The sequence below is a fragment of the Larkinella humicola genome (assembly GCF_008727875.1).
Classification (GTDB): domain Bacteria; phylum Bacteroidota; class Bacteroidia; order Cytophagales; family Spirosomataceae; genus Larkinella; species Larkinella humicola.
The window spans coordinates 1,307,883-1,323,761 of the sequence record NZ_VTWS01000001.1 but is presented as its reverse complement, the minus strand read 5'-3'; the positions used below and the strand labels follow the sequence as shown (position 1 = coordinate 1,323,761).

The following is a 15,879-nucleotide window of genomic DNA, read 5'->3' as shown; positions in this document are numbered from 1 at the left end:
ATGTAATTGCAAAAAATAATGCAAAATATGAAGTTGATAAAGACCTAAGTAAGGGTTCGAGTTTAATCTGAGAGTTCTCGGGCTATATTAAAATAAAAAAGCCCGTTAAATTAACGGGCTTTAGTAAAAGGGGAAACTATATTTAAGCAGCTACCCGCAGTGTCTTTGGGGGTTGCAGCTTTTGAATATGCTCTTCTTTCAGTACGATCACATCACGTTGTGGCTTGCCGCTGTTGATCGAATCAACCAGCGCATCCAATAGCCGGGTAGCCCATTCGGGGATGTATTTGCCGTCCACTTCTACAAATACCCGTGGAAAACTATATAGAGCACGGCCAAGGCCGAATTGCACAGCTGCCCGCTTCATTGCATCTGAAATGCCTCCTTTCAAGGGCTCTACATTCGTGCGGCTAGCTCCGTCAGTTTTGCTTACCTTTTCACCTGTTGGCAAAGTGACCGTAATAGTACAGAGGAACCCGCCGTCCACTTCTTTAATCTCATTGCCCCAGTTGGTCCAGCCAAATTGATCATCGAAACGCTCCATGACACAGCGGTTGGTGATGTAGGGGACAACGATCAACTTCGCGGGTTTACCGTTCTTAGCTTCGATCTGTTGTTGTACCCGCCATTCGATTTCGTCGGGTCGCAAGGGCGCTGTTAATTTGCTTATTTCCATACCTGAGTTGTTTATAATAAAACAAAAAACAACTCAAAATCGATCAAATATTCAACTGTTTTTGGAATAAGTACCTATAAATTTTCAGAGAGAATTAACGCCCCAAACGATGGGCATCATACCGCTTGTAAACCCGTTCAAAAGTCGAATAGCCATTTTCATACCGGCGGCTGCCGTATATGGCTATATGCATTCGCTCCGTCTCTTCGTACGCCAGTTCATTGCCTAAAACCGTCCGGTTTTCGCAAAATTTCTCATAAAACCCTTTGGGATCGGCTAGTTTTCTCAAATCTTCAGTTAATAGGGCCATTTTTTGGGTAGTTACGGTGTCAGTTGAAAAATCAAAGTTCAATAAAACCTCGCTTGTCATAGATTGAGGAATCCTCCAGGGTGTCGCTCATCCAGGAACCCAGTGCCATGATCCCGGCCACAATTCCATCGACTTTTTCAGGAGCGCGCTTTGGGTCTTTCGTAATTTTGATGTTTCCATTCGTATCGGTGATGGGGACCGAATTGCGCATCATCCAGGTTGCAATCGGATTATGACCGTGATCGAGCCTTTTTTGAAGAACCAAATCCCGAAAGTTCTTGGTCGGGGTGGTAAAATGAGCCATGGTCTGCGGAAAATCGATGCTCGAAATACCCTGTTCATTCAGGGCGATCGCCGTGCTATTGCAATTGTAACGGTCATACATCAGTTGCCGGATGTCGACTATTTCACTCAGGCTGATAATATCCTTTTCGATTTCGCGGGGATCAATGACGTTGCCTTCCAGAAGCCGGATGTGCCCGTCTTTTTCCCAATCCCGCAGCGCATGGAGACCGTTGGAAATGCGTTGTTGTTTCTTGGCTTCCGGTATCCAGAATCGCCATAGCATGCGGTATTTACCCGGTACCCGGATCGGGCTCCGAACGTAAATGGCCTTGTCGTCATCGATATCGCATTCATGCACCTGCCAGTCTTCGGGCGGGAAAAACAACGCCAAAGCGCAAAAGTCGTTCGTCTGGGCCATGTCGAGGCCACCCCAGCACTGCATACCGTATACCTCCTCCTCCTTCCATTTCGTGCCCGATTTGATCCAGATGGTTTCGGCCACAAAGGAAGTAGGAGCGTCACACCACCAGTTGAGATTCTTGGTTTTGAAGGCGACCACCGACTCTTCGCCGTTGTTGATTTTATCGTCCCGTTCCCGGATTAGCGTCACCAGATCCAGCACCCCGCCTTCGCAAAGCATCGGGTTGGACTTTTGCCATGTCTCAGGTTTGTCGAATTCGTCTTCCGAGTCCTGGGTATAGATCACCACAAACAAATCATCGTTGATCAACGAACCTTCCAGCGTCGGAATAGCCACTTTCCGTTCGTAGATCGCACAAGGCCAATCTTTGTGAAACCCCCGGGTGGTAATGATCGATAGCACCGAGTTTTTCTTTTTGATCAATCCGGAAGACAGCACTTCCGTCATTTTGTCGTTTTCAAACTCGTGGTATTCGTCAAGAACGGCATAGGTGGGGCGGCTCCCGTCGGCTGTGCTGGGGTTCGAGGTCAAAAAGCGGAATTTCGAGCTGTTTTCGGGGCAATAAATCTGTTCGGCACTCGCCGACATGACATCCTGCAACTCGGGTGAATTGGTCAGCATCGCTTTGACGTCACCAAAACAGATTTTGGCCTGCTCTTCCTTGTTGGCCGACACGTAGGCTTCGGCTTTGTAGGGTCCATCGATGGCCAAATGGTAGAGAATTTGAAGCGCTTCCATTGGCGTTTTACCATTGCCCCGGGCGCAACTCTTGTACTTTTTACGAAAGCGTCGGGTTCCATCCCGTCGCTGCCAGCCATAAAAAGCGTAGAGTTCCCATTGCTGGAAGGGAAACAGCACGATCGGCGTATCTGGCTCCAGATTGACTAGTTCGCCGAAATCGAGAATGGCCTGGGCGGCTTCGGGATCGAAATACAGACCGCGTTTGGCTCCTTCCCGCAAATCCTTCCGGTGCCGCCTGATGGCCAGCTTCAGCAACCGGCCGGCAACGATCTTTCCGGACAATACGTCTTCTTCGTACTGCCAGACAATAGGGTTATAGTTCTTGGGCGCTTTGGCCATCGTTACGGTTGGGATCGGGGTCGGATGGGTTACCGGTTCCCGCGTTTACTTTTTAATTTTTCCAGTCTGGACTGGGGCTTTTCTATTTTTCCGGCCTTGATCCGGCTCCGGGCCGAGGGCGTAAACCCGAATTGACCCGCTAGCCGTACCGCACTGTCGTAGGAAGACTTTCGAAGGGCGGTGTACGGATTCGCCTGAACCCTGGAGGGATTTCCCACCTCATCTTTGAAGACGATAACCGACCCTTTGGCTTTTACGATAGCGTCATATTCCCAGTAATTGGCGATTTCATTGCAGTAAATCGCCACCAGGGACAAGTCGGTACTGGCCAGATTGCCGACCGAATGAAGCCAGCGGCAGACGGTATACCATTCCTTTACGGCCAATTCCTCCAAACCGTCCGGGGGATCGGGAATGTCGCCCAACAGTTCCGGCTCCACTTCATCGTGGATGGCCCGGTCCTTCCGGTAGGTGCCTTCCAGAACCTTAACAGCGGTGGGTTTGGGTGGTCGAGCCATCGATTAGAACGGAACGTCTTTGTTTGCCCCTACGCCTTTGGGAACCTGTGTTTTGTAGCGGAAGGGTTGCCGCGCTTTTGCTGCGGATCCTTTTCCTTTTCCGGCTTTACCTGATTTTCCTGATGGGGATGAACCTGATGCCATAGCGTTTTGCCCCGAAGGGACTTGTTTATCGTTTTGAACGTGTCAATGATGCGGTCGTGAATCCGGATGTCGATTTTGTTGATCATCTCGTTTTCTTCAATGGTAATGTGTTCAATGCAGGAAGAGGAGCGGAGGTTTGCCGAGCCACGGATACCGATGTGCAATCCCTCATCGGTCGTAAAAACACACAGTTTGCAGTGGGAACCCGCTACGGCCAGTTGGAACCGGTTTTCGATATCGAGTTGCTGGTAGAGATAGGGAATGAGGTTGTTCCGTTCGTGGGAAAAGAAGTAGTCGGAAATAACCAGGTCCAGGGTATCGACGAACTCGCCCTGCAACAGATTCCGCAGACTGTCCACGTTATTCTCACTCATGCCCAGGGTTGAAATGATCATTCGGTCGGTATGCCAGTTGTTGACCACCATCAGCGCTTCGATGAAATCGCCGAAGTGGAATGAACCGTTGATGTAGGCGTAGTACCGACTGTTCTTTTTGATCTTCAAATCCAGCGCCAGCCGTTCCGCGTTCTCGTAGCACAACCCGTACTCCGGAATTTCCGGGGTCACTGGCGGTTTGATCAGGTGCGACTCGGTGGCCGGAATCAGCTCGTCGTACCGTTTGAGCCGCTTGGCTGCCTTGGGCGTCGCCTGGATCTCGCAGGTGAAATCGGTATCCGGCGTGAAGTCATCCAGCGAAAAAAAGTCAAGATTCAAGGCCTCATTACTGGCATCAGACCGCATGGTAAAAAGCTGTTTTTTTTTAATTGTCAGACACAATAAAATGACCAGTAACGCTCTGATCAGTAACCTGTTAAATTTGCACACCGTCCCAACACGTCCGGGAGTTTTGACACCGATTTTTTTTGGGGCTGGATTCGGTCGCAGGCAAGACGCTTTTAGGGATTTGACCCACCCCTCCCCAGGGCCCGTGTCATTGCTGCGATGAACAGTTCGGGGCGGGCTTTTCCTGCATGATCAACATCAAACCACTTCCTTTCAGGATTGCTCCAGATCCAGCGGGTTCGACAATGTGTTGCTGGATGGCTTCGACCAGGTTGCGCAGCACATTCACCGCCGTATCGTGGTGGCCCTGCTTCTCATAGCGTTCGTAATCATTGACCAGGTCATGAAACAGGAGGGCCATGGGTAAGGGGGTAAACGGGCCGTTCCCCTCTAACCATTCCACAATGGGGGTATTGTCCGTAGAAACTTGGGAATTCCAACCTTCGTCGGTTCGGGTATAAGCGCCAATCTTGCCTTCAGCATCTTTGGTATAGACCAGTTTGCCCACTTCGGGTAAACGCTTTTCGATTTTTATCCAATTCATTTTGATACAGTGGTTACGGTTGCTCGGTAAACGCTTTCTCTCTGGCCCGGCAACACAATCCCACCGTCAGCAGGATGCCGGTAATCAGTCCGGAACAGAATAAGACGGTAGCGACTAGGAGCATCGTTCGGGTTTATCGGTGGGTGGTAGGGGTATAGTAACATTCCATCGGAGTAGGAAAGCGGTAGGCATAGAGGACTGTGGGCGGGCGGCATGACGGACCGAAAACATGGGTTCATTTCTCTTTTCCGGATTTCGCATTGTGGCAGGAATTGCAGAGCGTTTGCCAGTTCTCCGGATCCCAGGGATCACCGCCCTGATTGATGGGTTGAATGTGGTCGGTAACGCCCGTTTTCTTTCCCGGGCTACAATCGGTAAGAATCCCTTTTTTCAGGCATTCCACACAAAGCGGGTGTTTGGAGCGGTGCATCCGGGAACATTTCGTCCAGCGCGACAATCCATAGATGTCCCGGTTGGTGCGGGAGCGGCCCTGTTGCGGTTGTCGGGGAGTCGGATCCCGGCGAAACGGTCGGGGCAGGATTCTACGAATGGCCATCGGCAACGTGATGGTACTGATCGAACTGACGGCGGACTAAGGCGATCCGACGGCGTGAGACCGTCAATGACTGGCCACCCGGCGACGCACTCCCTTTGATAATGCATCTCGCACTTCCGGCCTGCGCATTGGCGGGCCATCGGATTCTGGCCACAAAAAAAGGATTGACCGCCGTCTTTCGATGGATGCGAATAAAATGAGAAAAAGGCGTTTTGGCCAGCGCTCTTTTCAACGTCCGGCAAACGACCTTTTCTTTTCCATCAGCGTAATGAATACGGGTGTAGTTGCCCCAGCCGGACAGGTGGGTAACCAGCGTAGACTCCATAGAACGTTACAGTGGATATTTGAAGCAATTATAACAAAAAGTTATAACAAAATAAATAATATAGTATGAAAAGTTATAGATAGGTAGTAGAATTTGGGTACAGGTCTCCTGGTGTTCCGCAGTTGGGTAGGTTGGCAGTAAGAGGAGGGGATGTCAAGTGAACAACGACCGGCGTTCGGTTTGCAGTCGCTTTGGAGTAGGAGGGGTGTAGGGAGCTTCTTTAAAAACTATACCGTACGGATCACCCGTCAAGCGGTCCGGGTAAAGCGATGCGGTCACTAAGCCTTGCAGACCTGAACGGGTGGCAGACCAATTCGGGGAAGGAACTACCCGTGCAGCAGCCTGATCAGGAAAACAAACGAGACCAGGGCGGTCAGCGCAATCGGAACAACGATAAACCCTTCGGGCAACCGGCTCAGGAGTTTTTGTATGGTTTTCATGGTCAAAGAAAGAGGAATTCAAAGATTAAAAATCCATCCGAATTCCACTGCGATTCAAGCGCACTTTTTTGAACCGACATGTCTGTGAGGTAATCAACCCGGTCTGGGAGGCCGGGTTTTTGTTTTTTTTCCGCTCCCGTAAAAACTTCGTATGGCATTGAAAATATGCCATTACCTTTGTGAAAAGACCCTTCCGGGGAATATTATTTCAGAAATATTACAGTACTGTTTTCTGAAATTATGTCCAACGCCTTGTTTATCAGTTGACTAGTAGGATATGCGCCTATTGGTAACAGATTTGCAGTATAAATGATCAGACGAACCATGACTTCATCCGTTAAATTACTCTTCATCGCCTGTTTGGCCGGTTTTCTGGGAACGTCGGTGGGCTGCACCGCCCAATCCGGCAAGAAGCCGACCACCGTTGCAACGGCGGAACCCATCCGCACCGGAGCCGAACAAATGAACCTCTACCTACCGTCGTTGCTCGGCAAACGGGTAGGGCTGATCGTCAACCATACCTCCGTCATTGGCAAAACGCACCTCGTCGATAGCCTCCTGGCAAAAGGCGTTACCATTAAAACCATTTTTGCGCCCGAACACGGTTTTCGTGGACAGGCGACCGACGGCGAACACGTTGCCAACGGCCGCGATCCGCGCAGTGGTGTTCCCATCATCTCCTTATACGGTGCCAACCGCAAACCGACACCCGCCCAGCTCGACTCGCTGGACGTGCTCCTTTTCGATATTCAGGATGTCGGAACGCGGTTTTATACCTACATCAGCACGATGCACTACGCGATGGAAGCCTGTGCCGAAAACAAAAAATCGTTCATCGTGCTGGACCGCCCGAACCCGAATGGCAGCTATGTCGAAGGCCCCATTCTTGATCCCCGGTTTCGGTCGTTTGTGGGTATGCACCCCGTTCCCATTCTCCACGGTCTGACGGTGGGCGAACTGGCCCGGATGATTAACGGAGAAAAATGGCTGAAACGGCCGGATACGGCCTCGGTCGATCTGCTGTGTCCGCTGACGGTGGTTCCCGTAAAAAACTACACCCACCAGCTTCCGTATACGTTGCCGGTGGCTCCTTCGCCGAACCTGCCGAATCAGCAAGCCATTCTGCTGTATCCGACGCTCTGCCTGTTTGAAGGGACGGTCGTCAGTGTGGGGCGCGGAACCGATAAGCAGTTTCAGGTCATTGGTAGTCCTAAAAACCCGAAGTTCGGGTCCTATCAGTTTACCCCCGTCGACAAACCGGGTGCCATGAACCCGCCCCAGGAAGGCCAGCTTTGCTACGGGATGGATTTGTCGGGGATCGATGCGACCCGGCAGGGGTTAACCCTCAAATACCTGATCGACTTCTACAAAAAAGCCGTCGATAAGGACAAGTTTTTCCTGGCAACGAATTACATCCACAAGCTGTATGGCAACGACCAGTTGCCCCTGCAACTTAAAATGGGGTTGTCAGAAGACGCCATCCGGAAAACCTGGGAACCGGGTTTGAGTCAGTACAAGGAAATGCGGAAAAAGTACTTACTCTATCCGTAGGGAATTACCAGATTCAGCCGCTTCTGTGTGATGTTACCAAATAATAAATTAAGTGACATTTTGATCGTAACCAATTGACTGACATAGAGATAATTTAAAACTTACGCACGTAACTTGTAAACGTGTGTCCATGAAAAAATACTCTATTGTCTACTCTTGGTTAATACTCATTTTTTCTCCTTATTTTTCAATTGCCCAAATCGGTATCGTCTGGCAGAAGTGGCCCGCAGCCTTGCAACTGTATCCCCGTGATCATCAGAATAAAGCGGAGGTTCCGATTGCCGGAAAGTTGCAGTCCTTAAGCTACTCCCACGCATCGGTCTGGGTTTTTAAAAACAACGCCAAATGGAAATACCTGCGGACGGCGGTTTCTAAAAACGGCGGTGAATCCCGGTTTCAGTTTACGCCGACGATTGAAGCGGGTTTGCATCAGTATAAATTCGAGGTTTATGCCGTTGCGGGATCTGATTCGGTGTTGGTCGACACCCGCGACAACATCGTTTGTGGCGATGTGATTCTGTGCATGGGCCAGTCGAATCTCACCGGTTTTTACCCCAACAACTACAGTTACCGCAACAATTTCGTCCGGGCGTTCGGAAATAGCGCGGGCGCGGTACCCGACACTGTCTGGCGAGTATCCAATGTTCAGGAAGGCCAGGTGGGGCTGATTGCGACCGAAATCCAGCGACTTATTCTGGAAAAACACGGCATGCCAACCTGCCTGATCAACGGGTCGGTGGGTGGCACCTCGATCAAAAGCCACATCGCCCGCAACGCGGCCAACCCGGCCGACCCGAAAACCTTATATGGACGATTGCTCTACTGGGCCCAAAAGGCGGGCGTTGCCAACAAGGTGAAAGCGTTTATCTGGCGGCAGGGCGAAAACGAAGCCGGGGGCGGTTCGGCCATTGGCTACGAGCAGGACCTTCAGACTTTGTTTGGCTATTGGCAAACGGATTACCCGAACGTTGGGAAATTCTACGTGGTTCAGAATAACCTGCTATCCGATTCCAACAAAGGCGCTTCCCAATTGCGGGATTTTCAGCGAAGAACGCCCCAGCTCTTTCCGCGCACGGAAGCCATTGCCACAGTGGGATTACCGGCCTACGGCGGGGTTCACTACGGACCGGAAGGCCAGTACCAGTTTGCCAGTGAAGTCTTTCGCCTGATTGCCCGCGATGTGTATAATTCGTCGGATCTCAACGGCATTACGTCGCCGTCCATTCGAAAAGCGTATTACAAAACCGCCGAGAAGAAAGAGGTCGTCCTGGAGTTTGAAGCCGGGCAAAACATGGTATGGAAGCAGGACACGGTCGTAAACGGCGTTACGCAGGACATCCGGGATTTTATCTATTTTGATTACGCCAACGTTCAGCAGGAACGCGTGATTGAAAGTGGAACGGCGGAAGCAAACCGGATTACGCTGAAGCTCACCAAACCGATTTCGGCCACGGGCATCACCTACCTTCCGAATCATTTTAAAACGCCGTTTGGGGGGCCTTTCCTGAAAAACAGCCGGGGAATGCGCGCCTTCACCTTCCACAAAGTAACGATCGAGGCTTCTGCGGGAACCACCCCGCCGGTGGATAATCCACCCCCGACCGACCCGGTAGTGGTAACGCCACCCCCAACCCAGACCGCAGTCGCTACCAATCCGCCGGGAACCAACTACGGCGGGAGCCTGGATGGGGTCAGTTGTGACAACATCTGGGGGTGGGTCTACAACAAAGACTACCCCAATGCGCCGATTACAGTGGAGTTTCTGGTCAATACGACCGTCGTCGGTACGGTTATGGCTGCTCATTTCCGGCAGGATCTGAAGAACGCGAACAAGGGCAACGGCGAGCACGGTTTTAATTTTCTACCTCCTGCCAGCCTCAAAACCGGACAAAATCAGGCTATCAAGGCTCGGGTAGTGGGGACAAATTATTTCCTGCCGGGTGGCCCCAAAAACCTCACCTGCGCCAGTACGGGTACTCCCCCGCCCAATCCGCCGGTTGACAATCCGCCCCCGCCCAATCCGCCGGTGGTGACGCCACCGCCGACGCAGACGGTTGCGACCACCAATCCACCGGGGTCCAATTACGGCGGGAATCTGGATGGGGCCCGGTGCGACAACATCTGGGGGTGGGTTTTTCATAAGGATTACCCCAATGCACCGATCACGGTGGAGTTTCTGGCCAATAATGTCGTCGTCGGTACGATGACAGCCACTACTTTCCGGCAGGATCTCAAGAATGCTAAGAAGGGCAACGGCGAACACGGTTTTGATTTTTCACCACCCAATAGCCTTTTAAATGGACAAAGCCAAGCGATCAAAGTTCGGGTAGTGGGGACAAATTATTTCCTGCCGGGTGGCCCCAAAACTATGACCTGCACGAACTCCGCGCGTTTGAGTGTCGAAACCGTTGACGAATCGCTGGCGGTTTTGGTGTATCCGAATCCATCGGCGGGGCGGCTGCACATCCGGCTGTTCGTTCCGGAAAAACAGGTGGCGACCTTGCGGATGACCGATTTGTCGGGCCATCTCGTCTGGCAACAGGCGGTAACCGGGACTGGAAACTACCACGAAGAAGTCGCCGACGTGCCGGAAACGGTGGTTCAGACGGTGTTGGTTTCTGCGCAGGTGGGGAGCCGGAAAGTCGTGAAAAAGGTCTTGCTAAACCGGTAAAGCGGGCAAGGGCCGCAACGGTTTTCGGGCGGTTGCGGCCCTTGCCTAATGCACAAAATGCGGGATTCAAACGTTAAAGTTGTCAGTTTCCCAAAAACACCCTAATTTTGGTTTTTAGAAACGTATCATGACAACCGAACAAATACTGATTCTCGATTTCGGTTCGCAATACACCCAACTCATCGCCCGCCGGGTGCGCGAACTCAACGTTTACTGCGAAATCCATCCCTACAATCACCTTCCAACGATCAGCCCTGATGTTAAGGGTGTTATCCTGTCCGGTAGCCCGTGTTCTGTTCGGGACGCCGACGCGCCCATGGTTCATCTGGCCGCTTTTCGGCACAAATTGCCTATTCTGGGCGTCTGTTACGGTGCCCAACTCATGGCGCATACGAGCGGGGGAGAGGTCAAACCGTCGACCATCCGGGAATACGGCCGGGCCAAACTGAGCACGCTGAATACCGAAAATCCGCTATTGAAAGGGCTGGAAGTGAACACCCAGGTATGGATGTCGCACGCCGATACCATCACCTCCGTACCGGATAGCTTCGAGATCATTGCCTCGACCGAAACCGTTCGGGTGGCGGCTTTCCAGATTCAGAATGAACCGACCTACGGCATTCAGTTTCACCCGGAAGTGACGCACTCGACACAGGGAAAAACCGTCCTGAAAAATTTCGTTGTCGATATCTGCGGCTGTTCGCAGGACTGGACCGCCGAGTCGTTCGTGGAATCGACCATTGCTGAACTCAAAGCAAAAATTGGCAACGACAAAGTGGTGATGGCCCTCTCAGGGGGCGTCGATTCGTCGGTGGCGGCCACGCTCGTGCACCGCGCCATTGGTCAGAATCTGTTCTGTATTTTTGTCGACAACGGTTTGTTGCGGAAAGACGAATTTGAGCAGGTTCTGGACTCCTACCGCCATTTGGGTCTCAATATCAAGGGCGTCGATTCCAAAGACCAGTTTTATTCGGCCCTCGCCGGTCTGACCGATCCCGAAGCCAAACGCAAAGCCATTGGCCGGACCTTCATCGAGGTATTCGACCAGGAATCACATCTGATCGAAGATGTGGACTGGCTGGGTCAGGGTACGATTTACCCTGATGTGATCGAGTCGGTATCGGTCAAAGGGCCGTCGGCTACCATCAAATCGCACCACAACGTTGGTGGTTTGCCCGCGTTCATGAAGCTGAAAATTGTAGAACCGCTGAACACGCTGTTTAAAGACGAAGTTCGGACGGTTGGGAAGGCGCTGGGATTACCCGATGCCATTCTGAAACGCCACCCGTTCCCCGGCCCCGGTTTGGCCATTCGAATTCTGGGCGATATCACCCCGGAAAAAGTGCATATTTTGCAGGAAGTGGATGCGCTTTACATCAACGGCTTGAAGAAATACGGTCTCTATGACCAGGTTTGGCAGGCGGGTGCTATTCTGTTGCCAATACAGTCCGTCGGCGTAATGGGGGATGAGCGAACCTACGAACGCGTGGTTGCCCTCCGCGCCGTCACGAGCGTCGATGGCATGACGGCCGACTGGGCGCACCTGCCCTACGAGTTCCTGGCCGACATTTCCAACGAAATCATCAACCGCGTCAAAGGCGTCAACCGCGTCGTCTACGACATTTCTTCCAAACCCCCGGCCACCATCGAGTGGGAGTAGGTAGTTAAGAGTTAAGAGTTAAGAGTTAAAAATTAAAAGTAGGTTGGCTGGAGTTCGAATGCGTCAGCCCATTTTTAACTTTTAACTTTTAACTCTTAACTTTTAATCCTCACTCGAAACGCCGTCTTCTTCTTCGTATAAGGTTGTCTGTTCCAGATCCGGGTCGGGACTGGGGAGGTTTCCGGACGGACTGATGTCCGGTTCCAGTTCTTCGCCTGCATTCGGGTTGTTGCGCGACATGGTTGAGGCCACGCCCTGATTTTCGTCTTCGGCCGGATTGTAGTTTTCCATACGGTTTCTGGTTTACGTGCCACTGCGGGTGACTTTCCCGCCGAGAGCATAGTTATCGTCCTGATGATGGTCGTGTTCGCCGGTCGGGTCGCCATCTTCATCGACCGGTTCATCGTAGAGGTCGGTTTCTTCCTCGATTTCGTTCAATTCATCTTCATCACCATCTTCGATGGAAGCACCGCTTTGGTTGGTGAAAAGATGGGGGTTGATGCGGGCCAGCCGCGAGCTCATGAGTTCCATACTTTCCGTCTCCGTTTTCGTATATAACCTGGCGAATTGCGAAAGGTTTTATTCGTATCTTACTGGCCTGAACCCCGTACTCCGTGAAAAACCGTCTCGCAATGCTTCTGCTGGCTTTGCCGCTGATGTCGCTGGCACAATCCTCCCGCGAACCGCTGTTTACCTCATTCGACGGCACGAAAATCCATTATGAAGTAGCCGGTGAGGGAAAACCGGTGGTGCTCGTACACGGTTTTATGGGCAGCGGAATTTCCTGGCAGAAAGCCGTGCTGCGACAATCGCTGCTCGATGCCGGGTATAAAGTCGTTCAATTGGATTTACGGGGCAACGGCCTGTCCGACAAACCGCATACCGTCGAAGCCTACCGAAACGACGCCGAAGCCAGAGACATCATGAGTCTTATGAATTTCCTGAAACTGAAAAACTACGATGCGATTGGTTATTCGCGCGGTTCCATCATTACGGCGCGGTTGCTGGTGCTGGATAAAAACCTTCGTTCGGCGGTTTTGGGCGGCATGGGCGCGGATTTCACCGATCCGAACTGGGCGCGTCGTATGTCCTTTGCCGAACTGTTCAGCGGAAAAGCGCATTTACATCCCGAGTTTCAGGGCGCCCTAAATGCTGCTAAAACCAGAGGATTGGATACATTAGCCCTTGGTTTTCAGCAGCAAACGCAGCCTTCGACCAGTCCGGCGGAATTGAGCAAGGTCAAAATTCCGGTCCTGATCATTTCCGGGGATCAGGACGAAGACAATGGCCGGGCGGGTGATCTGGCGAAACTACTGCCTAATTCGACTTTGAAAACCGTACCGGGCAATCACGGCAATACGTCCGGTTCGGAAGGCTTCGCGTTCGTGGTGCTGGCGTTTTTGAAGAAGAACTGATTTACAATGTTTTATCTAGAGGTGCCGTATGCGAAGAATAAAGGATCAAACCGGGTCTCATTGTCGGAAAAGCATGCGATTAACGGTTTTGCTCCCGGCATTCTGGCTCCTCTTCAGCAGCCCGGTTGCCTGTACCCAAGCTACGGAAAATCTCAGGATTCCGGGCCTGCGCCAGCCCGTCGAAATCCTCCGCGACCGTTGGGGCGTCGCCCATATTTATGCCCAAAATGAGCACGATCTGTTTTTTGCCCAGGGCTACAATGCCGCCAGTGACCGGCTGTTTCAGCTTGAAATCTGGCGTCGGCAGGCCACCGGAACCGTCGCCGAACTACTCGGAGCGAAGGAGATCAAACGGGATCAGGGGACGCGCTTGTTCCGGTTTCGGGGTAATCTGGAACAGGAACTCAAACACTATCACCCCCACGGTCCGCAGATCGTGGGCGCTTTCGTCGAGGGAATCAATGCCTACATCCGGGCGATTAATCAGACACCGGAGAAACTGCCGGTCGAGTTCAGATTGCTGAAAACGCAACCCGGTTTCTGGACGCCGGAGGTGGTCATCAGCCGTCATCAGGGTTTGCTCGAAAACGTGCGGACGGAACTGGATTTCGGGCGACTGGTGCATTTGCTGGGGCCGGACAAAGTCCGGGAATTGTCCTGGTTTCACCCCACAACCAAAGCCGGAGAACCCGATTTAACCCTCCACGTCAACGGTGCGGAACTGTTTCAGCCCATTCTGGAATTGTATGAAGCGTTTCGATTGCCGATCCGGTTTACGGACCAGGATACCGGTTTGGGCGCGACGGAGGAAGAGGCTTTACGGACTCCAGAAAAGAACCGGTCTTTGGATGAAAAACCGCGCGATGGTTCCAACAACTGGGTCGTCAGCGGTCAACGGTCGGCGAGCGGTTTTCCGATGCTGGCGAACGACCCGCACCGGGCACAGGCGGTTCCGTCGCTGCGGTACTGGGTTCACCTGCACGCGCCGGGTTGGAATGTAGTTGGCGCAGGGGAGCCCGCGCTGCCGGGTGTTTCGGTTGGTCATAACGAATCTGGCGCCTGGGGACTGACCATTTTTGAAACCGATGTAGAAGATTTGTATGTCTACGAAGCCAATCCGGAAAGCCCCAATCAATACAAATACAAAGGCGCTTGGGAAACCGTGCGGGTGATTTTCGATACGATTGCCGTCAAAGATCAAAAACCGGTCGTCGTGCCCTTAAAGTATACACGGCATGGCCCGGTGGTGTTTGAGGATGCGAAAAACCATAAACTGTATGCCGTTCGGGCGGCCTGGCTCGAAACGGGCTGTGCGCCCTATCTGGCGAGTTTGCGGATGAACCAGTCGAAAAACTGGACCGAATTTCGGCAGGCCTGCACCTATAGCCGGGTTCCCGGCGAAAACATGGTTTGGGCTGGGCGGCATTCCGCTGGGCAGCCATCCGCCATTCCAAAAGGAGCCATTGGCTGGCAGGCCACCGGCATTTCGCCCATTCGCCCATCTAAAACCTGGACGGGACTTGTACCCGTGCCGGGCGACGGGCGGTTCGAGTGGGGCGGGTTTCTACCCATCCAGCAACTGCCCGGCAAGGTGAACCCGCCCGAAGGATTTGTTGTAACCGCCAATAACAATCTGATCCCCAAAAGTTTCCCGCACCGGGACGCGGTCGGGTGGGAGTGGGCGTCAGCGGTGCGGGCGGATCGGATTACGGAGTTGATCCAGGCCAAACCGAAGCATTCGCTGGCCGATTTCAAAACCTTGCAGTCGGATTATCTGTCGATGACCGCCCGGAAACTGGTGCCGTTGCTGGAAAGTCTGAAAGCCGATGACGAACCCGTCGAATGGGCGCGGCAGCAGTTGCTGACCTGGGATTACATTCTGGAACCCGGCTCTATTCCGGCGGCTGTTTATGTCGCCTGGGAAACGCAATTGCGCGGGGCGGTTTACGAATTGGCTGTACCGGAAATAGCCTGGAAATACATGCCTTCCATTGCAACGGAGAAGCTGGTGCAGTGGCTCCGGTCTGATCAGCCAGGCCCATTGAAAAATAATGACCGGAATGAAGTGGTACTCGCCTGCCTCGAAAACGCGATTGCCGATCTGACCAAGCGGCTGGGGCACGACCGCACCCACTGGTGGTATGGGCAAACCGGGAATAAGCACAGTTACCTGCGGCACCCGTTGTCGAATCTCATGGCCCCGCAACAGGCGTCCGAATACGGTATTGGTCCGGCTCCGCGCGGTGGGTATGCCGAGACCGTCAACAGCACGGGCCACCAGATGAATCAGGAATACGGCGCATCGTTTCGAATTCTGGTCGATACGCAGGATTGGGACAAAACGCTGGGCATCAATAGCCCCGGCCAGTCGGGCAACCCAGACAGTCCGCATTACCGCGATCTGTTTCCGATCTGGGCTAGAGACGACTATTTCCCGGTTTATTTCTCTTCTGAAAAAGTAAAGTCCGTAACCGAAAAGCGAACGGTTCTGAAGCCATAGG

At 52.6% G+C, this 15,879-nt stretch carries 15 protein-coding genes; 5 read left to right on the top strand and 10 right to left on the bottom strand.

The features are described from left to right. Positions 1 to 142 precede the first annotated feature (142 nt). From F0P93_RS05685 to F0P93_RS05650, 8 genes are all read right to left on the bottom strand, one after another. Entirely contained in the window at positions 143 to 676 is a 534-nt protein-coding gene (locus F0P93_RS05685) for a Rad52/Rad22 family DNA repair protein (RefSeq protein WP_150875313.1), read from the bottom strand. A gap of 94 nt (positions 677 to 770) precedes the next feature. Continuing rightward, positions 771 to 986, bottom strand: a complete 216-nt coding sequence (locus F0P93_RS05680) for a hypothetical protein (protein ID WP_150875311.1) — start codon at positions 984 to 986, stop codon at positions 771 to 773. 31 nt (positions 987 to 1,017) lie between these two features. Then, entirely contained in the window at positions 1,018 to 2,772 is a 1,755-nt protein-coding gene (locus F0P93_RS05675) for a terminase large subunit (RefSeq protein WP_150875309.1), read from the bottom strand. A gap of 29 nt (positions 2,773 to 2,801) precedes the next feature. After that, entirely contained in the window at positions 2,802 to 3,290 is a 489-nt protein-coding gene (locus F0P93_RS05670) for a phage terminase small subunit P27 family (protein WP_150875307.1), read from the bottom strand. 29 nt (positions 3,291 to 3,319) lie between these two features. After that, the gene (locus F0P93_RS05665) at positions 3,320 to 4,174 is read right to left on the bottom strand and encodes a hypothetical protein (RefSeq protein WP_150875305.1); all 855 of its coding nucleotides are present in this window, start codon (positions 4,172 to 4,174) and stop codon (positions 3,320 to 3,322) included. 190 nt (positions 4,175 to 4,364) lie between these two features. Further along, positions 4,365 to 4,760 (bottom strand): hypothetical protein, encoded by a 396-nt coding sequence (locus F0P93_RS05660; RefSeq protein ID WP_150875304.1) that lies wholly within the window; start codon positions 4,758 to 4,760, stop codon positions 4,365 to 4,367. A gap of 235 nt (positions 4,761 to 4,995) precedes the next feature. Continuing rightward, positions 4,996 to 5,316 (bottom strand): HNH endonuclease signature motif containing protein, encoded by a 321-nt coding sequence (locus F0P93_RS05655; RefSeq protein WP_150875302.1) that lies wholly within the window; start codon positions 5,314 to 5,316, stop codon positions 4,996 to 4,998. Beyond that, positions 5,303 to 5,641, bottom strand: coding sequence for a LytTR family DNA-binding domain-containing protein (locus F0P93_RS05650; protein WP_150875300.1), 339 nt, complete (start codon positions 5,639 to 5,641; stop codon positions 5,303 to 5,305). The genes F0P93_RS05655 and F0P93_RS05650 overlap by 14 nt, the downstream gene beginning before the upstream one ends. Positions 5,642 to 6,405: 764 nt before the next feature. On the opposite strand from F0P93_RS05650, the gene F0P93_RS05645 reads away from it, so the two are divergent. The 3 genes from F0P93_RS05645 to guaA all read left to right on the top strand — a co-directional run bounded on the left by F0P93_RS05645 (position 6,406) and on the right by guaA (position 11,963). Then, the gene (locus tag F0P93_RS05645) at positions 6,406 to 7,632 is read left to right on the top strand and encodes an exo-beta-N-acetylmuramidase NamZ family protein (protein WP_150875299.1); all 1,227 of its coding nucleotides are present in this window, start codon (positions 6,406 to 6,408) and stop codon (positions 7,630 to 7,632) included. A 130-nt stretch (positions 7,633 to 7,762) separates the two neighbouring features. Beyond that, on the top strand, positions 7,763 to 10,303 hold the full coding sequence (locus F0P93_RS05640; protein ID WP_150875297.1) for a sialate O-acetylesterase: 2,541 nt from the start codon (positions 7,763 to 7,765) through the stop codon (positions 10,301 to 10,303). A gap of 127 nt (positions 10,304 to 10,430) precedes the next feature. Further along, positions 10,431 to 11,963, top strand: coding sequence for a glutamine-hydrolyzing GMP synthase (guaA, locus tag F0P93_RS05635; protein WP_150875295.1), 1,533 nt, complete (start codon positions 10,431 to 10,433; stop codon positions 11,961 to 11,963). Between the two features lie 102 nt (positions 11,964 to 12,065). On the opposite strand, the gene F0P93_RS05630 is transcribed toward guaA, so the two are convergent. Both F0P93_RS05630 and F0P93_RS05625 read right to left on the bottom strand, forming a co-directional pair. Continuing rightward, the gene (locus tag F0P93_RS05630; RefSeq protein ID WP_150875293.1) at positions 12,066 to 12,254 is read right to left on the bottom strand and encodes a hypothetical protein; all 189 of its coding nucleotides are present in this window, start codon (positions 12,252 to 12,254) and stop codon (positions 12,066 to 12,068) included. Positions 12,255 to 12,266: 12 nt separating this feature from the next. Continuing rightward, positions 12,267 to 12,494, bottom strand: coding sequence for a hypothetical protein (locus F0P93_RS05625; RefSeq protein ID WP_138990659.1), 228 nt, complete (start codon positions 12,492 to 12,494; stop codon positions 12,267 to 12,269). An 83-nt stretch (positions 12,495 to 12,577) separates the two neighbouring features. On the opposite strand from F0P93_RS05625, the gene F0P93_RS05620 reads away from it, so the two are divergent. Continuing rightward, positions 12,578 to 13,378 (top strand): alpha/beta fold hydrolase, encoded by an 801-nt coding sequence (locus F0P93_RS05620; protein ID WP_225309379.1) that lies wholly within the window; start codon positions 12,578 to 12,580, stop codon positions 13,376 to 13,378. Positions 13,379 to 13,451: 73 nt separating this feature from the next. Continuing rightward, on the top strand, positions 13,452 to 15,878 hold the full coding sequence (locus F0P93_RS05615; RefSeq protein WP_150875292.1) for a penicillin acylase family protein: 2,427 nt from the start codon (positions 13,452 to 13,454) through the stop codon (positions 15,876 to 15,878). Position 15,879: the final 1 nt, after the last annotated feature.

Bases quoted from the DNA above. Each gene is read 5' to 3' on its own strand.
- F0P93_RS05675 (WP_150875309.1), bottom strand. From the start codon at position 2,772: ATGGCCAAAGCGCCCAAGAACTATAACCCTATTGTCTGGCAGTACGAA.
- F0P93_RS05655 (WP_150875302.1), bottom strand. From the start codon at position 5,316: ATGGCCATTCGTAGAATCCTGCCCCGACCGTTTCGCCGGGATCCGACT.
- F0P93_RS05660 (WP_150875304.1), bottom strand. From the start codon at position 4,760: ATGAATTGGATAAAAATCGAAAAGCGTTTACCCGAAGTGGGCAAACTG.
- F0P93_RS05665 (WP_150875305.1), bottom strand. From the start codon at position 4,174: ATGCGGTCTGATGCCAGTAATGAGGCCTTGAATCTTGACTTTTTTTCG.
- F0P93_RS05685 (WP_150875313.1), bottom strand. From the start codon at position 676: ATGGAAATAAGCAAATTAACAGCGCCCTTGCGACCCGACGAAATCGAA.
- F0P93_RS05640 (WP_150875297.1), top strand. From the start codon at position 7,763: ATGAAAAAATACTCTATTGTCTACTCTTGGTTAATACTCATTTTTTCT.
- F0P93_RS05625 (WP_138990659.1), bottom strand. From the start codon at position 12,494: ATGGAACTCATGAGCTCGCGGCTGGCCCGCATCAACCCCCATCTTTTC.
- F0P93_RS05670 (WP_150875307.1), bottom strand. From the start codon at position 3,290: ATGGCTCGACCACCCAAACCCACCGCTGTTAAGGTTCTGGAAGGCACC.
- F0P93_RS05680 (WP_150875311.1), bottom strand. From the start codon at position 986: ATGGCCCTATTAACTGAAGATTTGAGAAAACTAGCCGATCCCAAAGGG.
- guaA (WP_150875295.1), top strand. From the start codon at position 10,431: ATGACAACCGAACAAATACTGATTCTCGATTTCGGTTCGCAATACACC.
- F0P93_RS05630 (WP_150875293.1), bottom strand. From the start codon at position 12,254: ATGGAAAACTACAATCCGGCCGAAGACGAAAATCAGGGCGTGGCCTCA.
- F0P93_RS05650 (WP_150875300.1), bottom strand. From the start codon at position 5,641: ATGGAGTCTACGCTGGTTACCCACCTGTCCGGCTGGGGCAACTACACC.
- F0P93_RS05615 (WP_150875292.1), top strand. From the start codon at position 13,452: ATGCGATTAACGGTTTTGCTCCCGGCATTCTGGCTCCTCTTCAGCAGC.
- F0P93_RS05645 (WP_150875299.1), top strand. From the start codon at position 6,406: ATGACTTCATCCGTTAAATTACTCTTCATCGCCTGTTTGGCCGGTTTT.